Source organism: Paenibacillus sp. FSL R5-0345, from assembly GCF_000758585.1.
GTDB lineage: Bacteria > Bacillota > Bacilli > Paenibacillales > Paenibacillaceae > Paenibacillus_AQ.
In genome coordinates, this window is sequence record NZ_CP009281.1 from 804,795 (window position 1) to 821,813 (window position 17,019).

At 42.8% G+C, this 17,019-nt stretch carries 17 protein-coding genes; 12 read left to right on the forward strand and 5 right to left on the reverse strand.

The features are described from left to right. Position 1: 1 nt before the first annotated feature. Complete coding sequence (locus R50345_RS03545; protein ID WP_042124164.1) at positions 2 to 625, reverse strand: NAD(P)H-dependent oxidoreductase; 624 nt, start codon at positions 623 to 625, stop codon at positions 2 to 4. 168 nt (positions 626 to 793) lie between these two features. Between R50345_RS03545 and R50345_RS03550 the strand changes: the two genes are divergently transcribed. After that, positions 794 to 1,468 (forward strand): helix-turn-helix domain-containing protein, encoded by a 675-nt coding sequence (locus R50345_RS03550; protein ID WP_231574029.1) that lies wholly within the window; start codon positions 794 to 796, stop codon positions 1,466 to 1,468. Positions 1,469 to 1,470: 2 nt separating this feature from the next. On the opposite strand, the gene R50345_RS03555 is transcribed toward R50345_RS03550, so the two are convergent. The 3 genes from R50345_RS03555 to R50345_RS03565 form a co-directional block, all read right to left on the reverse strand. Further along, the gene (locus tag R50345_RS03555) at positions 1,471 to 2,784 is read right to left on the reverse strand and encodes a purine/pyrimidine permease (protein WP_042124168.1); all 1,314 of its coding nucleotides are present in this window, start codon (positions 2,782 to 2,784) and stop codon (positions 1,471 to 1,473) included. 104 nt (positions 2,785 to 2,888) lie between these two features. Then, positions 2,889 to 3,332 carry a cyanase gene (gene cynS / locus R50345_RS03560; RefSeq protein WP_042124170.1) on the reverse strand — a complete coding sequence of 148 codons (444 nt, stop codon included), beginning with the start codon at positions 3,330 to 3,332 and terminating at the stop codon, positions 2,889 to 2,891. 39 nt (positions 3,333 to 3,371) lie between these two features. After that, a complete protein-coding gene (locus R50345_RS03565; protein WP_042124173.1) occupies positions 3,372 to 3,956 on the reverse strand; it encodes a beta-class carbonic anhydrase in 585 nt (194 codons plus the stop codon). 138 nt (positions 3,957 to 4,094) lie between these two features. On the opposite strand from R50345_RS03565, the gene R50345_RS03570 reads away from it, so the two are divergent. Then, entirely contained in the window at positions 4,095 to 4,532 is a 438-nt protein-coding gene (locus tag R50345_RS03570; protein ID WP_042124175.1) for an Lrp/AsnC family transcriptional regulator, read from the forward strand. 48 nt (positions 4,533 to 4,580) lie between these two features. On the opposite strand, the gene R50345_RS03575 is transcribed toward R50345_RS03570, so the two are convergent. Continuing rightward, positions 4,581 to 5,519, reverse strand: a complete 939-nt coding sequence (locus tag R50345_RS03575) for a helix-turn-helix transcriptional regulator (RefSeq protein ID WP_042124177.1) — start codon at positions 5,517 to 5,519, stop codon at positions 4,581 to 4,583. Positions 5,520 to 5,616: 97 nt separating this feature from the next. Here R50345_RS03575 and R50345_RS03580 point away from each other — a divergent pair, with 97 nt between their 5' ends. From R50345_RS03580 to bshB2, 10 genes are all read left to right on the forward strand, one after another. After that, positions 5,617 to 6,066 carry a VOC family protein gene (locus R50345_RS03580; protein ID WP_042124178.1) on the forward strand — a complete coding sequence of 150 codons (450 nt, stop codon included), beginning with the start codon at positions 5,617 to 5,619 and terminating at the stop codon, positions 6,064 to 6,066. Between the two features lie 184 nt (positions 6,067 to 6,250). Continuing rightward, positions 6,251 to 6,841, forward strand: coding sequence for a TetR/AcrR family transcriptional regulator (locus R50345_RS03585; protein WP_231574030.1), 591 nt, complete (start codon positions 6,251 to 6,253; stop codon positions 6,839 to 6,841). A 37-nt stretch (positions 6,842 to 6,878) separates the two neighbouring features. Beyond that, positions 6,879 to 8,189 (forward strand): cytosine permease, encoded by a 1,311-nt coding sequence (locus R50345_RS03590; protein WP_042124181.1) that lies wholly within the window; start codon positions 6,879 to 6,881, stop codon positions 8,187 to 8,189. A gap of 4 nt (positions 8,190 to 8,193) precedes the next feature. Next, a complete protein-coding gene (locus R50345_RS03595) occupies positions 8,194 to 9,306 on the forward strand; it encodes an S-methyl thiohydantoin desulfurase family protein (RefSeq protein ID WP_042124183.1) in 1,113 nt (370 codons plus the stop codon). After that, positions 9,306 to 10,886, forward strand: a complete 1,581-nt coding sequence (locus tag R50345_RS03600; RefSeq protein WP_042124185.1) for an ROK family protein — start codon at positions 9,306 to 9,308, stop codon at positions 10,884 to 10,886. Before R50345_RS03595 ends, R50345_RS03600 begins: the two co-directional genes overlap by 1 nt. 123 nt (positions 10,887 to 11,009) lie before the next feature. Beyond that, complete coding sequence (locus R50345_RS03605) at positions 11,010 to 11,855, forward strand: TolB family protein (RefSeq protein ID WP_231574031.1); 846 nt, start codon at positions 11,010 to 11,012, stop codon at positions 11,853 to 11,855. A 61-nt stretch (positions 11,856 to 11,916) separates the two neighbouring features. After that, positions 11,917 to 13,614 carry a hypothetical protein gene (locus tag R50345_RS30085; protein WP_052414451.1) on the forward strand — a complete coding sequence of 566 codons (1,698 nt, stop codon included), beginning with the start codon at positions 11,917 to 11,919 and terminating at the stop codon, positions 13,612 to 13,614. Positions 13,615 to 13,694: 80 nt separating this feature from the next. After that, positions 13,695 to 15,608, forward strand: a complete 1,914-nt coding sequence (locus R50345_RS03615; protein WP_231574032.1) for a PAS domain S-box protein — start codon at positions 13,695 to 13,697, stop codon at positions 15,606 to 15,608. A gap of 232 nt (positions 15,609 to 15,840) precedes the next feature. Continuing rightward, positions 15,841 to 16,185, forward strand: a complete 345-nt coding sequence (locus R50345_RS03620; protein WP_042124189.1) for a YojF family protein — start codon at positions 15,841 to 15,843, stop codon at positions 16,183 to 16,185. Positions 16,186 to 16,208: 23 nt separating this feature from the next. Further along, on the forward strand, positions 16,209 to 16,862 hold the full coding sequence (gene bshB2 / locus R50345_RS03625; RefSeq protein WP_042131839.1) for a bacillithiol biosynthesis deacetylase BshB2: 654 nt from the start codon (positions 16,209 to 16,211) through the stop codon (positions 16,860 to 16,862). Positions 16,863 to 17,019: the final 157 nt, after the last annotated feature.

The window sequence follows — 17,019 nt, forward strand, 5'->3', positions numbered from 1 at the left end:
TTTACCCTAGTCGTGCAAAACGTCGTTCTGTTTTATTAAGATGCTTCACCCGTTCTTCTAAGCTGCGATCTGACATTCCGGCATAATTATACCAACGGAGATTCTTACGTATTCCCATTTTGCGGAAGGTCCCTCTGAACAGAATCTTGGTGATGGGGTTGCCAAAAATCCAGCGATAAAAGAAGTCAGGAGTATTCATAACAGTCAGCAGGGATACTCCTTTAATATTCGGCAGTAAGCATTTGAAGGGCCGTCCAGGTTTAATTTCTTCGTAGACAATGCCTTTAGCGAATACCTTATCAAGAAAGCCTTTGGTAAGAGCGGGCATGGCTTCCCACCATATAGGGAATATGAAGACAATATGATCCGCTGCTATAAGACGCTGCTGATAATTGGCGACTAGAGGGTCGATGGTTTTCTTTTGTCGCCAAGCAGCAAGTTCTTCGCAAGACATGACTGGATTAAATTCATCGGCATGCAAATCGATAAGATCAATCGTATGGCCTTTGGTGGTAAGACCTCGCATAACGGAAGCTAGTAAGGCCGCGGAATAGCTTCGCTGATGGGGGACATTCTCGGACGCTGTTGCTCCATATGGATGATCAAAAATAATCAGGACATTCATATAAATACCTTCTTTACGATTTATTGTTTCTCAGAAATTAAATAATGACTATGGAAACAATAATACGTTTTAAGTTTCCTTGTTGTCAATATTATTTCTAGGAAACTTTATTTATGATCTGTATCTTGTTAAAATGATCATAAGATGAATTTACGAGGAGACTTAACAGTGACGCATTCTTTCGAGAACTTACCTAATAAGGATATTTTGATAAAAAAATTGATAGAAATGATTCCACAATTACAAAAGCGATTTCAATCGGAGGATGATGAAGAGAAGGAATGGTTGATTCAGAACTGTAGTAATCCCCTTATCATTGATTTCCTCAAAGACTCCACAGTCATGACCCTGCATGTAATAGATGCAATTGGACAGCTTGAACCGGTGAATGGCACTACCATTTCGAAGCATTTCGGAATTCCGAAAGGCAGCGTGTCCAAAATCACTAGAAAATTAGTTCTGCAGGAAATGATTCGCACGGAGTTTCTCCCCGATAATAAAAAAGAAGTGCTGTTTCTTACAACACCTCTTGGAAAAGAAATATTCGATTTGCATCAAGCACTACATAAGGAGATGAATAAAGGGATAAATCGGTTTCTACAAAGATATAACACAGATGAATTGTTATTTCTGATCCAAGCATTCGAGGATACTTTGGAAGCATCATGGGTTCATTCGGAATCGGTTGCTGAAGAAGAACCATTAAATGCTGGAGAATCTCTTGAGGCAATGGAAATCGATGAAATGAGTCAAATCGTAGACATGCTTAACCAACTGGATACACGCAATCTTAAGAAAGCTAAGGCCATTCTTCAAGATGTGTTTTTTACCTCTTTTGAGTAGTTTCATAATTTGCGATAATGGCTTATTTTCTTTTCACCCTTCCACAATTGCTCTAAAAGCATGGCCAGTATAGTGCCGACAAGCAGACCATTACTGCAAATATATCGAAATGTGGAAGGAAGACTCTGAAATACCGCTGGAGGTAAAAACATAAGTCCGATGCTCACCAACAACGTTATTCCTAGTATCGTTAATCGGCGATGATCAAGCTGTTCCTGTAGCAAGGATTGGAATGCAATCCCTACGATTTGTACAAAAGTAGCTAGAAGTGCTGCACTGGCTACTGGCGCTGGAAGTAACGATAGCACATTGACAACGGACGGCATAAGCGCGATAACGGTTAGTAACAGACAGGCCATAAGAAATGGCCGAATTCGCTTTTGCCCCGTTAATTTCATAAAGCCCGCCGAGGCTGGCAATGGAACAACGCCTATCGTTGAGAATAGGGCGGCTAGTATATGAGAGATCCCTCCTGTCCAAATCCCTCTACTTAATGCTGTTTTTTCATCTTTCGGTAAAACCGGAACTACTTGTTTTACAGCGGAAATAGAAGAAATTGTATTGGATACTAACAAAAACGTAAACAACAGTGAGGTAATCACGATCCCTAGATCGAATTGAGGTACTCCCCAAGCAAAAATTTGAGGGAACTTCAAGACGGGATTTGAATCTGTAAATGTTGGGCCCACTTTCCCCAATGCTGCAAATAATGCCGAACCCAAGCCGATTCCAATCAGTACGGCGTAACTACTAATCCATCCTCTTCCTTTAATAGAGAGAATAATAACAAGTCCAAAAATAAAAAAGGATATGAGTGCTGCCATAACATCTGGTTCGGCGCTTGTTCCCTGTAACCCAAGCATGCCTTTGACTAATACACCGCTTAATTGCAAGGCGAGAATGAATAAAAATGAACCCGAAACTAAGGGTGTGAATAAAAATTGAAGCCTATAAACTAGCCCTGTAGTTCCTAATACGAAGAGAAGAAGACCGGCTACGATTAATCCTCCTTCTAGAATTTGTAATGTATACATTTGATCTTGCCCTTGAATGAAGGCTAAGTTGCCTAATATGACAAAGATACTTACCCATGATCCCGCAGGACCATCTGCAATAGGGTATTTATGTCCTAACCATCCCTGAATAAATGAACTGATTCCTACAACGAAAAATGTCCGCTGCATTAAGGTTGAAATTTGTTCAAACGACAATTGAAAAATACCTCCAATGACAATGGGCAGAGCCACTGCATTGGCTAGCAAAAAAATGAACCATTGTACAGTGCTGAGACTATCAGTAACACGTTTGTTCTCCATATCAACTCACCTTTACTATTGTTAACTATACAATCTATACGGAAAAAGAAAGCCACCTTTCGATGTGAAATCGTTAAAAGGTGGCTGGCTCGCTTCTTAATTTATTACCATTTGCGATATGGCAAAAACTTTCCGTTCATCGTCAGAATGATGCGGTCACCGTTCGGATCTTCTTGCTTTTGTACGTCGAATTGGAAATCGATTGCGCTCATGATACCTTCGCCAAGCTTCTCCAAAACAAGTTCTCTAATCGTTGGACCGTATACAAGCAGCATTTCGTATAGGCGATACAATCCTGGATCTGTAGGCGGCATATCGATGACATCGCCACGGTGTGGGATTTGTGTGAGCGCTTGAACGACTTGTTCGTCGAGTTCAAGCAATTCCCCCATTTTATCTGCTTCATTACGTGTCATTGTTGCTTGACCCAACAGTGCAGTTACAACCCAGCTCTCTGAATGCTCGCTTTCCTTTGCGATTTCGCCCCAAGTTAATCCTTTTGCAAATTTAGCGTCCAATATCTGTTGTGTCGCTTCTTTTCTATTCATATTTCATTGCTCCCTTTAGTTTAGTATAATGAGTATCGCTTAGTGCTTGTCGTGGCCTGTTATTTGTTCATATCCATTTACAATCAGATCGAGTTTACCAGTGTCTGGTGCTATCACCAGACCATGAACAGCTACCTCTTTCGGAATGAGCGGATGATTACGCACCAGATCTATGTTTCCTTTAATCGAATCTACGACATTCGTAAAGCCGAACAACCATTTATGAAGATCGATACCTGCATATTCAAGTGAAGAAAGAATTTCTGGTGTAGCGACTCCGCGATCCATTATTTTTTGAAGTGTTCCTTCAGGGTTACTTTGACTCATGCCACAATTGTGGTGACCGATGATATAAATTTCTTCCGCATTCAGTTCGTAGACAGCCGTTACGATACTGCGCATGATGCTTCCAAATGCATGGGTAATCGTTCCACCTGCTGTTTTGATGACTTTGGCATCCCCATTGTGTATATTTAGGGCTTTAGGCAGCAGCTCAATAAGTCGAGCATCCATGCACGTTACGACAATCATGCGTTTTTTAGGGAATTTAGTTCCCTCATAAGGTAGATACTCCTTGTCTTCTACGAACTGATCGTTATACTCCAAAATTTCTTGTAATAGCATTCTTGGGCCTCCTTTGAAGTGTTTTAGTTATCACTGTTTCAATGGCTACTAACTAGTGAATCAGGATATAACTAAGTATAGATATTCATGCTTAAATGCTGAATAAGTTGGCGAAACGCTATATGTCCGTTTGCTTTCATGACGAAAGGATTGATTTTTATTTTTGATCATATCGATTTTGCGATACTAGCATTACTAAAAGAAAACTCCAGAATTCAGTGGAAGGACATTGGCCAAAAGATACATATGACCGGCCAAGCGGTCGGAAATCGCATTAGGCGTTTAGAAGATTTGGGGGTTATCGAGCAATATACGATCGTTACTAATAAAGCAAAGCTAGGTCTGTCTATCACAGCCTTTATTACATTTTTTGTGGAATCAGCCAATCATCCTTTATTCCAGAAGTTCGTGATGGCAGAGGATGCTATTACCGAAGTGCATCGAATTAGCGGAGAAGGATGTTATGTGTTAACTGGACATTTTGCTTCTAACGAGGAGCTTGAGGCATTTCTGGCTCAACTTTTGAATCATGGGAATTACCGAGTGAGCCTATCCATCGGAAAAATAAAATCTTAATCCATACAAAAAAAAGAGGGGCGTAGACCCCTCTTTTCTTTGTCCAATTTATAATTTTTGAAAATGATGTAAGAGATTCTCTATTCTATCCTGAATCATTTGTTTCAAGGCTTCAGGCTTCACTGCTCTAACATATTGACCATAACGCATGAAATAATTAGCTAGAAATTCTTCTTCGCCTGGATTATAGAATCCCTTAATGACGGTTATCGGTCCAGCTTCTATTTTCATAGAGGGATAATGCTCTTTATAAAAAATATCCTTGGCTTGCTCCGCAATCTCAACTTCAAACTGAATACTGTGCTCGGATTGATAAAATTCTAAGGAACGACTAAGAAGTTCTTCTATAGAATAGCGGGCTGTGCTTTCCTCTTCTTCGATGAAGGTTATTCGATCACATCTAAACACCCTATAGGTATTCGTATTTAACTCTATTCCAGTAGCATACCATTGACCAAACTTCGCGGAAATTCTGAAGAATTGTACAGGGTAGCTTTTTGTCTGGTTATTTTTTGTGTATTCAATGTTACAGGCACATTCATTTAGAATACTTGCTAGAATTTTATCTAAAAAACGACTGACATGCTTATGCTGATACATTTCGAATTGTAGAACTTTTTTCATTTTATGAATCTGCTCGATTTGTATATTCGAAAGACAGTGCTCGAACTTTTCGTTTAGCTTATTAACACTTAAATGAAAAGGTGTAGATTGATAAGATTCTAGCGTCAGCATAGCAAAGTACAGTGCATACACTTCATCTATCGTGAAAATAATAGGGGATAACAATCTATTTTTTAAAATACCGTAACGTCCGTGTCTGCCGTGTTCTGAATAAATAGGCATCCCTAATTGTTCTAATGAAGTAATATCACGCAGCGCTGTACTTTTTGAAATATTGTATTTCTCCATAAGGTCACTTAGATTAAAAAACTCTCGCCCGTTTAAGTATCTCATCATGTCATTTAATCGTTCTGATTTCTTCATAATAAAAAGCCCCTTTTTAAGGTGTCATGTTTTGATACCTTTTTATATGATAATAAGTTCAAGGTCACATATCAAATCAACAAAGGAGATTTATACGATGAGTACAACACTAGAAGTAGCTATTTTCTTATCGATGAACGGAAGCGCAAAGGAAGCTATAGAATTTTACAAAAAGCATTTTAATGCAGAGGAATTGTTACGTGTTACCTATCAACAACTCGCAGAACGTGACAGCTCCATACAGCTTACGGATGAAAATAAGGAGTATATTACTCACTCTGTTTTGTTAATCGGCAGAACCAAACTAATGATCGCAGAAGAAACCATGAATCCGAGTGAAGCATATAGAGTGGGGAATAATACTTCATTATGTATCCAAAGTGCTGATGTAGAGGAAATTGAACACTTCTATAGTAGCTTAATCACAGATGCTCGAGTAAAAGTCATAGTTCCCTTATCTAGCAATGTATTTAGCAAAGCCTATGGGATTATTGAAGACCCATTCGGTATTCAAATTCAATTAATGTTTGATGAAAGATTACATTAACCCGAGAACGCTTTTTGCATTGAAAGTAAAACAAGTTCACTATCCAGCTGACCATAATTCAGGAATTGTCCTGATATTGGTTAGCTTTTTTCATTCATTTGCTGTTGTTCTTTCTGAAAAAGCATTGAATTTTTATGCATAAAGATGTATAGTATTTTTTAATTAACGTTAATTAAGTAAGGGTGTGAATGTCTTGACCAGAAACAAGCTGAAAGAAGTGGCGATGAGACTATTCGGAGAGAAGGGGTACGAGGGTACAGCCCTCTCTGAAATTGCTAAGGAAGTAGGCGTGAAGACTCCGGCGATCTACGCCTTTTTTGAGAATAAAGAGGATTTGTTTATGACGGTCTTTCGTGAGGCGATGTTGTCTTATAACACTTATATTCAGGAGCTGTCGGAAGAACAGAAAGTACTGAGTGCGCAGGAAAGTCTACGTGGGATTTTAGACAGACAATATCAATTTTATCAACAGAGTCCTGAAGCAGGCAAAATTGTACTGAGATATGTGGTCTTCCCGCCGGCATTCTTGAAGGAGACGATTGAGGAAGCATTCCTAGAGTCGGATGCGATGCTGACGAAGATTATTGAACAATTCATCTCGAAAGGGATGGAAGAGGGTGTAATTCGCGACCAATCCGTGGAGCTTCTCGTCGATGCTTTTCTCAACTTGATGGATGGTTTAAGCATGCAATACTTCTATTACACTTCTAAGGGAATATATGAGCGTAAGCTGAACCATGCGTTTGAAATGTATTGGAAGGGTGCGTCCTCATAGAGCTACAGAAGAAGATAACAACAGGGGGATGGGGAGAATGGCAGAAGTAAGTGAAGTAAAGGGGAACGAGCTTAGCTCGGGGGATTTTGAGAGAGAGCCGGTTCCAGCGCATTTGCGTAAAAAATGGCTATCTATGTCTCTCGTCTGGATCGCCATCGGAATTGACCTATCAGCGATGTTCCTGGGTGCTCAGCTTGGCAATGGAATGAATCTGACGGATTCACTCACAGCAACAATAATCGGTTCGTTAATCCTTGGGGTGATCGGAGCGTTATGTGCGTATGTAGGGGCGAAAACAGGGTTATCGACATCGATGATCTCTAGGTTTCTATTCGGAAATATGGGTGCACGTGTCGTAGCGGTTATCCTCGGTATTTTCTCACTCGGTTGGTTCGGGGTGCAGGTCGGGTTCTTCGCTTCAAATATGCAGACTGCTTTTAGTCAATTATGGGATATCCATTTGTCCTTAGGGGTGCTTTCATTCATAGGCGGGCTTTTGATGATGTCGACAGCTATTTGGGGGTATCAATCTATTGAACGACTAAGCACCTGGTCCGTACCGTTGCTTATTTTGTTTATCGGAGTGGCTATTTATTCCGCGTTCCACACCAAAGGAGCCTCAGCCGTTTGGGAGCCGATTAGCGGAGCAGCGATCCCGATGGGAACAGCGATCTCGCTTGTTATTGGTATCTTTATTGTCGGCACGGTGCTTTCACCGGATATCGCTCGTTGGGCACGCACACCAAAGCATGCTATAACCGCGGCCTTTATCGGCTTCTTTGTGGGTAACAGCTTCATGACGATTGTAGCTATTTTTCTATCTCGAATTATGGACACAGATGATCTGACGAATATTTTCATTGCGTTAGGACTTGGGCTTCCAGCCATTATCGTCTTAACCCTTGCCCAATGGACGACAAACACGAACAATTTATATTCTGCTTCGCTAGGGTTCTCTGTCGTGTTCCAAAAGGTTCCGAAAAAGCTAATTACTATTGTGGCCGGTATCTTTGCTACGTTGCTTGCCGTATTTGGTATCTATGATAAGTTTTTATCTTTCCTAAATATTATTACGGTGTTTGTCTCTCCAATCGGGGGGATCTACACGTCCGAATTTTTGCTTGTAGATCGAAAAAAATTCACTTTTGATGGTCTGGACCGCAATAAAAACTGGGTGATTCGCTCCTTAGCGGTATGGGTCGCAGCTACGTTATTCGCTTTTATGACCACCGCAGCGCCAGATGGATTCGGGTGGTTCCAAATCACAAGCGTACCGGCATTGGATGCATTTCTGTTCGCCTTTATAGTGCAATGGATTGTCGGAAAAATCATGACCAAGAAGGGATAACATCATGAGAATGAACAAACTAACAGAATTAAATGAGCAAGCGGTACAATATATTGCTGTGGGTGCAGCCGTTCTTGGAACAGGCGGGGGCGGTGATCCGCATATCGGTAAATTAATGGCGAAGGAAGCTATTCGTAAGCATGGCCCTGTTCGTGTGATCAGTCCTGAGGATCTGGAAGACGACGCTTTGGTTGTTCCTATATCCATGATCGGTGCACCAACAGTCATGAATGAGAAGATTCCTTCGATTCAGCAAATGATCAAGCCTTTGGATATGATTGAAAAAGAGCTTGGACGCAAAGTGAGCGCCATTATGCCGATTGAGGTTGGCGGCGGTAACTCCCTAGTTCCTGTAATTACGGCAGCGGAACGCAACATTCCTATCGTGGATGCGGATGCTATGGGACGGGCTTTTCCTGAATCGCAAATGGTGACGTTCTACTTGGACGGTATTGACTGCAGTCCGATTACGATGGCAGATGAACGCGGCAACGGAGTACTAATGCATGCGATCGACGGTGTCTGGGAAGAGCGGATGGCACGTGCGGTCACGATTCAAATGGGTGGGTCGGCTTCGATCTGTGATTATCCGGTAACTGGAGCGCAAGTAAAGCAAAGTGCAATTCCGCATACCTTGACGCTTGCGTATGAAATCGGAAAAACATTGTTCGAGTCCAAGGAATTGAAGCAGAATCCAATTGAAATGCTGCTGAAGCAGCTGAATGGATATGCGTTGTTCCAGGGAAAGGCAGTAGACATTCGCCGTCGTACAGAAGGCGGATTTACACGCGGTGAAGCGATCTTCGAAGGTACAGATGCTAAAAAGGGACGTTCGATGACTTTGTTCTTCCAGAATGAGTTCCTTCTTGCCACAGAAGATGGACATTCCATTGCTATTACTCCTGACCTGATCTCCGTGCTTGACCAGGATACCGGTATGCCAATCACGACTGAGAATTTGAAATACGGTGCTCGGGTGAGTGTGGTTGGTTTCCCTTGTGATCCGAAATGGCGCACAGCTAAGGGGCTTGAGACGGTAGGCCCGCAATATTTTGGCTATGATGCACCTTATGTTCCAATTGAACAATTGGCAACATCGAAAGGGGGCGCTGAGTAATGTCTAATACGAATGTAAATAACATGGAAGAAATATACCGCATCGGGATCGATGTCGGCGGCACAAATACGGATGCAGCCTTACTCGATTCGAAATTAAATACGATTCATACTATAAAAGTGCATACTACACGTGACGTCAATGAGGGCATTAGCGAATCGATTCGCCGCTTGCTTGAAGAGAGCAAAGTGAATCCAGCGCAGATTCGTTATGCGATGCTTGGCACTACACACTGCACGAATGCTATTGTGGAGCGCAAGCACCTCGGTAGAGTAGGCTTGATTCGGATCGGGGCACCAGCGACAACTTCGGTTCCTCCCCTCGCGGATTGGGACGATACGCTGAAAGCGACGATTGGTTCCCATGCTTATGTTGTTCACGGTGGTTATGAATATGATGGTCGAACCATTGTTGAGCTGAATGAAAATGAGGTTATCGATTGTTTAACAAAGATGAAGGGGAATGTCGAAGCGGTTGCGATTTGCGGTGTATTCTCTCCAGTGAACACCTCACAAGAGAAACGCGTGGAAGAACTTGCAAAGCAAGTTCTTGGAGCAGATATGCCGGTGACCTTGTCTCATGAGATTGGAAGTATTGGACTGCTTGAGCGTGAGAATGCCTCACTACTGAACGGTGCTTTACTGAACGTTATCGCCGGCGTTGTAAAGGGCTTTGAAGAGGCGCTTCAGGCCTTTGGTATTAAAGCTAGCGTGTATATTTGTCAGAACGATGGAACGTTAATGTACAGTTCATATGCGCTTCGTTACCCGATTCTAACGATTGCTTGCGGGCCGACGAATTCCATTCGGGGTGCGGCTCACTTATCAGGCTTGAACGATGCGCTCGTTGTTGATATCGGGGGGACAACGACGGATATTGGTGTTCTCACACAAGGCTTCCCGCGTCAATCCTCTGCTGCTGTTGAGATTGGCGGAATTCGTACGAATTTCCGCATGCCGGATATTTTATCCATCGGGATCGGCGGCGGTACTATCGTTCGCTTGGATGAAGCGCAGGATCAGGTAACGGTGGGGCCGGATAGCGTGGGTTACGAGCTGTTGAAGCGCGGTCTTATCTTCGGCGGCGATACGCTCACAGCAACTGATGTGGCGGTTAAGCTCGGACGATATGAGTGGAAAGATGCGCAGACAGAGAAGCTTAATGAATCGATCTGCCGAAGAGCGGATGAGATCATTACGCGAGATATTGAGGATGCAATTGATCGGATGAAGACAAGCTCGGACCCTGTTGACGTTATCCTAGTCGGTGGTGGGAGCATTCTTGTAGCCGATCAGCTTGAGGGTGTAGCACGGATCGTAAGACCCGATCACTACGATGCAGCAAATGCGATTGGTGCGGCATTAGGTGAGGTTAGTGGTGAGACGGAACGAATTTATTCGCTGGATGAGATGTCTTATGACGAAGCCAAGGAAGATGCTCGCAACCATGCGATAGAGCAAGCCGTTCTGGCCGGTGCAGATCGCGAGACTGTACAGATTGTGTTGTCTGAGGATATACCGATTGCCTACTTGCCGGGCAATGCCTTGCTGGTAAAAGTGAAAGCCGCAGGACGTTTATAAGAGGAATACCGATCTGCCTTGAGGAGTGAACGCTCTTCGAGGCAGATTTTTTTTGCAGAAAGGGTATTTAGAATACCTGTCGAAGTGGGTTATGTACATATTTTAACGATGGGAGAGAGGACAATGAAAGTGATTAGCACATTAGAAATCGTAGATGTACAGACAGGGGAACGAACTGCGCTCCGCTCGTTTGATTCTTTAATTGAGGCACCCAATTGGACGAGCGATGGTAAGCGCCTTATTTATAATAGTCAAGGTTGTCTTTATTCGTTCGACATTGCAACCTGTGAGTATGATCGATTGGATTCGGGATTTGCAACGGATTGTAATAACGATCATGTGCTGTCTTTTGACAACACTAAGATCGCAATAAGTCATCATACAAAAGAAGATGGTAAATCTCGTATATACATCCTTCCTATAGAGGGTGGCGAGCCGGTTCTAATTACACCGAATGCACCAAGCTATTTACACGGCTGGTCTCCAAATGGTGCTGAATTGGCTTACTGTGCTGAGCGCAATGGTCAGTATGATATTTATACCATTCCAGTAGACGGTGGAGTTGAGGTACAACTGACGGATTCTCCTGGGCTGGATGATGGGCCTGAATATTCACCAGATGGGGGACATATATGGTTCAACTCGGTGCGTACAGGGCTGATGCAGATATGGCGTATGAATGCCGATGGCACTGAGCAAACACAGATGACTTTTGATGAGAGTAATAACTGGTTCCCGCATGTATCGCCAGATGGTCAGACGATTGCCTACCTGAGTTACCGCAAAGGAGATGTAGATCCTGGCGATCACCCTGCAAATAAGGATGTTGAGATTCGATTGATGGCAAGCAGAGGAGGAGATTATCGCACACTAGTACAATTGTTTGGAGGACAAGGTACGATTAACGTGAATTCGTGGTCTCCGGATAGTAAGCACTTGGCGTTTATAAGTTATGTGGTGGAGGAATAGGAATAAAATACCGATAAAAATTATAGTGTTTTTATTTATATATAAATGGGGGAAAAGTTGGATGAAGAGGATTTTTAGTGTTTTGCTAATTGTATTACTGGTTATACCCGCGCTCGGCACTACAACCTTTGCGAGTAATACGGTGAAGGCTAAGGTGACTGAGAGCAGTACATATTTTAACGGAGAGAAAAAGGCTCTGAACGGGTTCAATATCTCGAACAATAATTATTTCAGACTGCGTGATGTAGCGGAGTATTTCTCGGGAACAGCCAGTCAATTTGATGTCACTTGGAACAAAACAAACAATGCGATAGAGATCATAACCGGGCAAGCTTATACGCCTGAAAAGAAAGCTAGCAGCAACTATTATAGTCGCAGTAGGACTTATTCAGCCACGCTGTCGACCTCTAAAGTGCTAGTGAATGGGCAGCTACAGTCGATTACGGCGTACAATATTGACGAGAATAACTATGTTCAGCTGCGAGATTTGGCGGGGAAGATTCCATTCGATATCGAATATGACGTTCAGTCTGATCGAATATCCTTGTTCTCCAAAGTTCCGGATCACGCTTACCGGGTGAAGACGGCGGTGGAAACCGAAAGTAACGCTGTATCTTCTTATTTTCCCAGATGGAAAAGCACAGTCTCTTCCTATCTGGTGAAAAATAATGATGGGACTGTAAGTGTTTTGGAGGCGAAAAAGGAAGTTACGATTGAATCGTATAATGAGAAGTTCGAACTAACGGGAAACAAAAGTATTCCTTTGGAGCTTCCGATATTTGGGGGCTTCTATAGCGGTGAGAACTATAACTACATTGCTTTTGGACAAGAGAACCGTGAAGAGAATGATAGCAAAGAAGTCATTCGGATTGTCCGTTATGATAAAAGCTTTAACAGAATCGATAGTGTCTCCATAAAGGGTGGGGAGAGTTATACAGTCAGCCCTTTTGATGCAGGCTCCGGTAGTATGGCTGAAGCTGGTGATACGCTGGTATTCCACACCTCACGTACTAGATACACGACAGAAGATAAACTAAATCATCAATCCCAGCTTACAATTATCGTGAACACCAAAACTATGACTGTGACGAATGATCTAGGAAGATTCCAGAAGAATCATGTCAGTCACTCGTTTGATCAGTTTGTATTGTTTGATGGTGCCACGCATGTTCTAGTGGATCATGGTGACGCGTATCCCCGTTCGATTGTTCTGAATAAAGGAGATGGAACCAGCTATAACGAGGTAGACCTGTTCAATATCCCCGGCAAAATCGGAGCGAACGCTACTGGTGTTTCTATAGGCGGATTCGAGATGTCTTCGGCGAACTATATTGTCGCTATGAATACGATTGATCATTCGCTTGTCAAGGAATATACGTCTTATGAAATGGTGGGACTGGAGAAGGATCAGAGAGATATCGTTCTTAGCGTACTGCCAAAAGCTAACCTGTCTAGCACAGCAGTGAACCACATCACCTTGGCTAAATATGTAGGTACAAACCAGATCGCTTCCATTCCAAAACTAGTGAAAATAACAGACGATAAGCTGATGGTGCTGTGGCAGGAATTTGATAAGGAGAATCATCCGGGTGACCTGAAATATGTTCTTATAAATGGAGAGGGTGCAACCACTGGCGGTATCCAAACGATTAAGAACTTTACACTTTCAGAAGGCAGCCCTATTGTTAGCGGCGATAAAATTGTATGGTATACCAACAATAAGGGATCCAGAGTGTTCTATTCGATCCCGTTAAATTAACGGATTCAATTAATAACAAAGTGGGTAAATTAGACTATAAGATATAAATAGGACCTTCTAAATAGAAGGTCTATTTTTTCATGCAAAAATCACATCATTCCATGGAGGTCGCTATGCATCGCGTAAATCTAAACCATGAACAATTCAACCAACAGGTGATTAATCACGCATCCTTTGGAATCGCCCTTATATCGCCAAATGGTTTGATTCTGACCGTAAACCCAGCCTTTGAACAGATTTTTGCTTATTCCACTGAAGAGTTTGAGGGTTTGCGGTTAGAAGACCTTTCTCACCCCGAGGATTTCGGCAACCTTCGTGATTTAAAAGCACTCTTGGGTGAGGAAACAGAAGTGCAGATGGAAAAGCAGTTTATCACAAAAAATGGAGATTATATTTGGGGACAGCTTACTCTCCACTTATTCAGCGACGAGTCGAACCAGCCAGCATATTTCATTTGCCAGATCGTTAACATTACAAAGCAAAAGGAATCCGAGCAACGCCTTCAGGAGTCTGTTGAACGGTATACGTCGCTTAAAAAATACAACCATGACGCCGTCATTTCCTTTGACCTTGATGGTCGAATCATTAACACCAATAGTATGACGGAAAAGTTAACGGGCTACTCCATCGAGTCCGAGTTGATCGGGATGAAGCTTGCGAGTCTGATTGGAGAAGAGAATGTCCAGCGCATTCTGGAAAGAGCCCTTTACGATAATACGGTTGAGCAGTATATCAATAAGCTTGTCACTAAGGATAGCGAAGTAGTTGAAGTGCTCACCAGTATTGCACCCATTTATGTGAACAATCATAATATCGGGTTTTACCTTATATGCAAGGATATTTCCGAGCAAAGGCAATTGTCGCTAGCTAAGGAAGCCGCAGAGTCCACGAATAGAGCTAAAAGTGAGTTCCTGGCTATGATGAGTCATGAAATTCGCACTCCCATGAACGGGGTGATCGGCATGACTGATATTCTGCTTGAAACAGAGCTCAATGAAGAACAACGTGAATATGTAGAAATCATTCGCAAAAGCGGAGGAATCCTGCTCAATATAATTAATGATATCCTTGATCTTTCAAAAATTGAGGCAGGCCGAAGCGAGCTACAAGAGGATACATTCGATCTGCGAACTTGCCTCAAGGACAGCTTTTCTGTTATCGCAATAAAAGCTGAACAAAAACATCTGGAGCTCACCAGCATCATAAATCATGACGTTCCTGAATTTATTTACGGTGACGAGGAACGCTTGAAGCAAGTGTTCTTGAACCTGCTAGGCAATGCTGTGAAATTCACACCGGCGGGCAGCATATCGGTAAAAGTGAGGCTTGTAAAGGAAGATCCCTCCCTGCTGGCCTTTACGGTAACGGATACTGGCATTGGAATTGATCCTGATCGACTTACTGATATTTTTGAACCGTTTGAGCAGGTGGATAGCTTTATGATGCGGAGACATGAAGGTACGGGGCTTGGCCTTGCCATCAGCCGCAGAATTGTCGGAATGATGGGTGGTGAGATCTATGCGGAGAGTGACGGCAAGAACGGTACGTCGGTTACCTTCACAATCAGGCCCAAGAAATCAGTGGTAATCTCTAGCCAAGAGGCTAACATTAACAAGCTTCATACCGCACGTGAGGCAAGAATTTTACTTGCTGAAGACAACTCTATCAATGCGCTAGTGCTGACCAAAATACTCGAAAAAATGGGTCACAGCGTTACCGCTGTAACAAACGGCATAGATGCGGTTGAAGCAGCAAGGAAAGAACCATTTGATCTTATTTTATTGGATCTTCACATGCCCATTATGAACGGCATAGAGGCTATGAAGATATTAAAAGATGAGCATCAAGAGAAATGTCCGCCCATCATCGCGGTCACGGCTAATGCTTTGAAGGGTGACCGTGAAAATTGTCTAGCTGCCGGGATGGACGAGTATATCAGCAAGCCTGTAAAGCGTGAGGTCATCGTAAAGATGTTAGATCAGTTTGTGATCTAATATAAACAGCATGACCTCTTAGTGATATTAACCCCTTCAGGTGAACAGTAAAAAGCCAGTCCATTACTGATACACTTGGAGGCGATCGCTCTATCCATTGAATTACATAGCATTGCAAGTTATACTTTGATGAGAAAACGGACCCGCTTATCCTTTAACAGATCCGTCCTTTATAAGGTAATGGATCTTATTTTTCGTAGGCATAATTTCATTCAGATATGGAGGCGTAACCTTGCAGCTAATTAATCAATCCGAAATACAAGAGAGGATCGACCTGCTTAAAGATCAGGATCTATACATCCATCTTGAGATGACGACGGGAGCATACGCTGCCCATTTCGATAGTTCAAAGCATCCGGCAGCTACTTTCATTACTAATGCTGTGATTCGATATTCACATGGTTCAATTTCCGGTAATGGGCCTTTTCGCGTCGGCTTAAAAATGTCGCAGGGCTGGATATACTCGGAAGGACTAACTCACTTTGAAGAGAGTGAGACAGAAAGATTGATTCTGGCCGGGCATGACAGTCAAGGCAAACTGGTCGTATCTTTACAATTAAGCCGGGAGCCGTTCTAATGGTAGAGGAGATGAGGAGTTCAGTGGAAAGACATATTCTAGTTATATTACCGCATCCGGATGACGAGGCCTTCGGTATATCAGGAACACTTGCCAAGCATGTGCAAAACGGCACCCAAGTCACCTACGCTTGTCTGACACTTGGAGAAATGGGCCGGAATATGGGCGTTCCGCCATTCGCAAATCGGGTAACCCTCCCACAGATACGCAAAAAAGAACTTGAAGAATCCTGCCGAGCGATTGGAATACAGGATTTGAGAATGCTTGGTTTCCACGATAAGACGATTGAATTTGAAGATCAAGCTCTGCTTGAGGGCCATATTGATGCGCTTCTGAAGGAGCTTAACCCCTCACTGATCATTACATTCTATCCGGGGTACAGCGTTCATCCCGATCATGATGCTACCGGAGCTGCAGTGGTTCGAACGGTTGGAAGAATGCCCAAGGCAGAGAGACCTCCTGTTCACTGTATAGCTTTCGCCAATAATATTGAAGAGATTGGAAAACCTCAGGTAATCATTGAAGTGAAAGATTTCCTGAAGCAAAAGATGGCATCCATTCAGGCGCATAAATCCCAATTCCAAGCCGCTGAACTGTTAGGCAGCAAAACGCTAGAGGATAAAGAAATCCAAGATCGTTTTGGAACAGAGCATTTCTGGATCTATCCATTTGAATAATACTAAGTCCGAGCTTATACGCTCGGGCTTTTTCTTTGTAGTCCACTGCGATGAGAATGCTTAATTTTTCTAATAGTAGTTATAAACATCTGTGTCTTTTTTTCAAATATATGGTAAGGTTTAAGGGTTGCTCAACCAAACCGGTTTCGTGAAACCA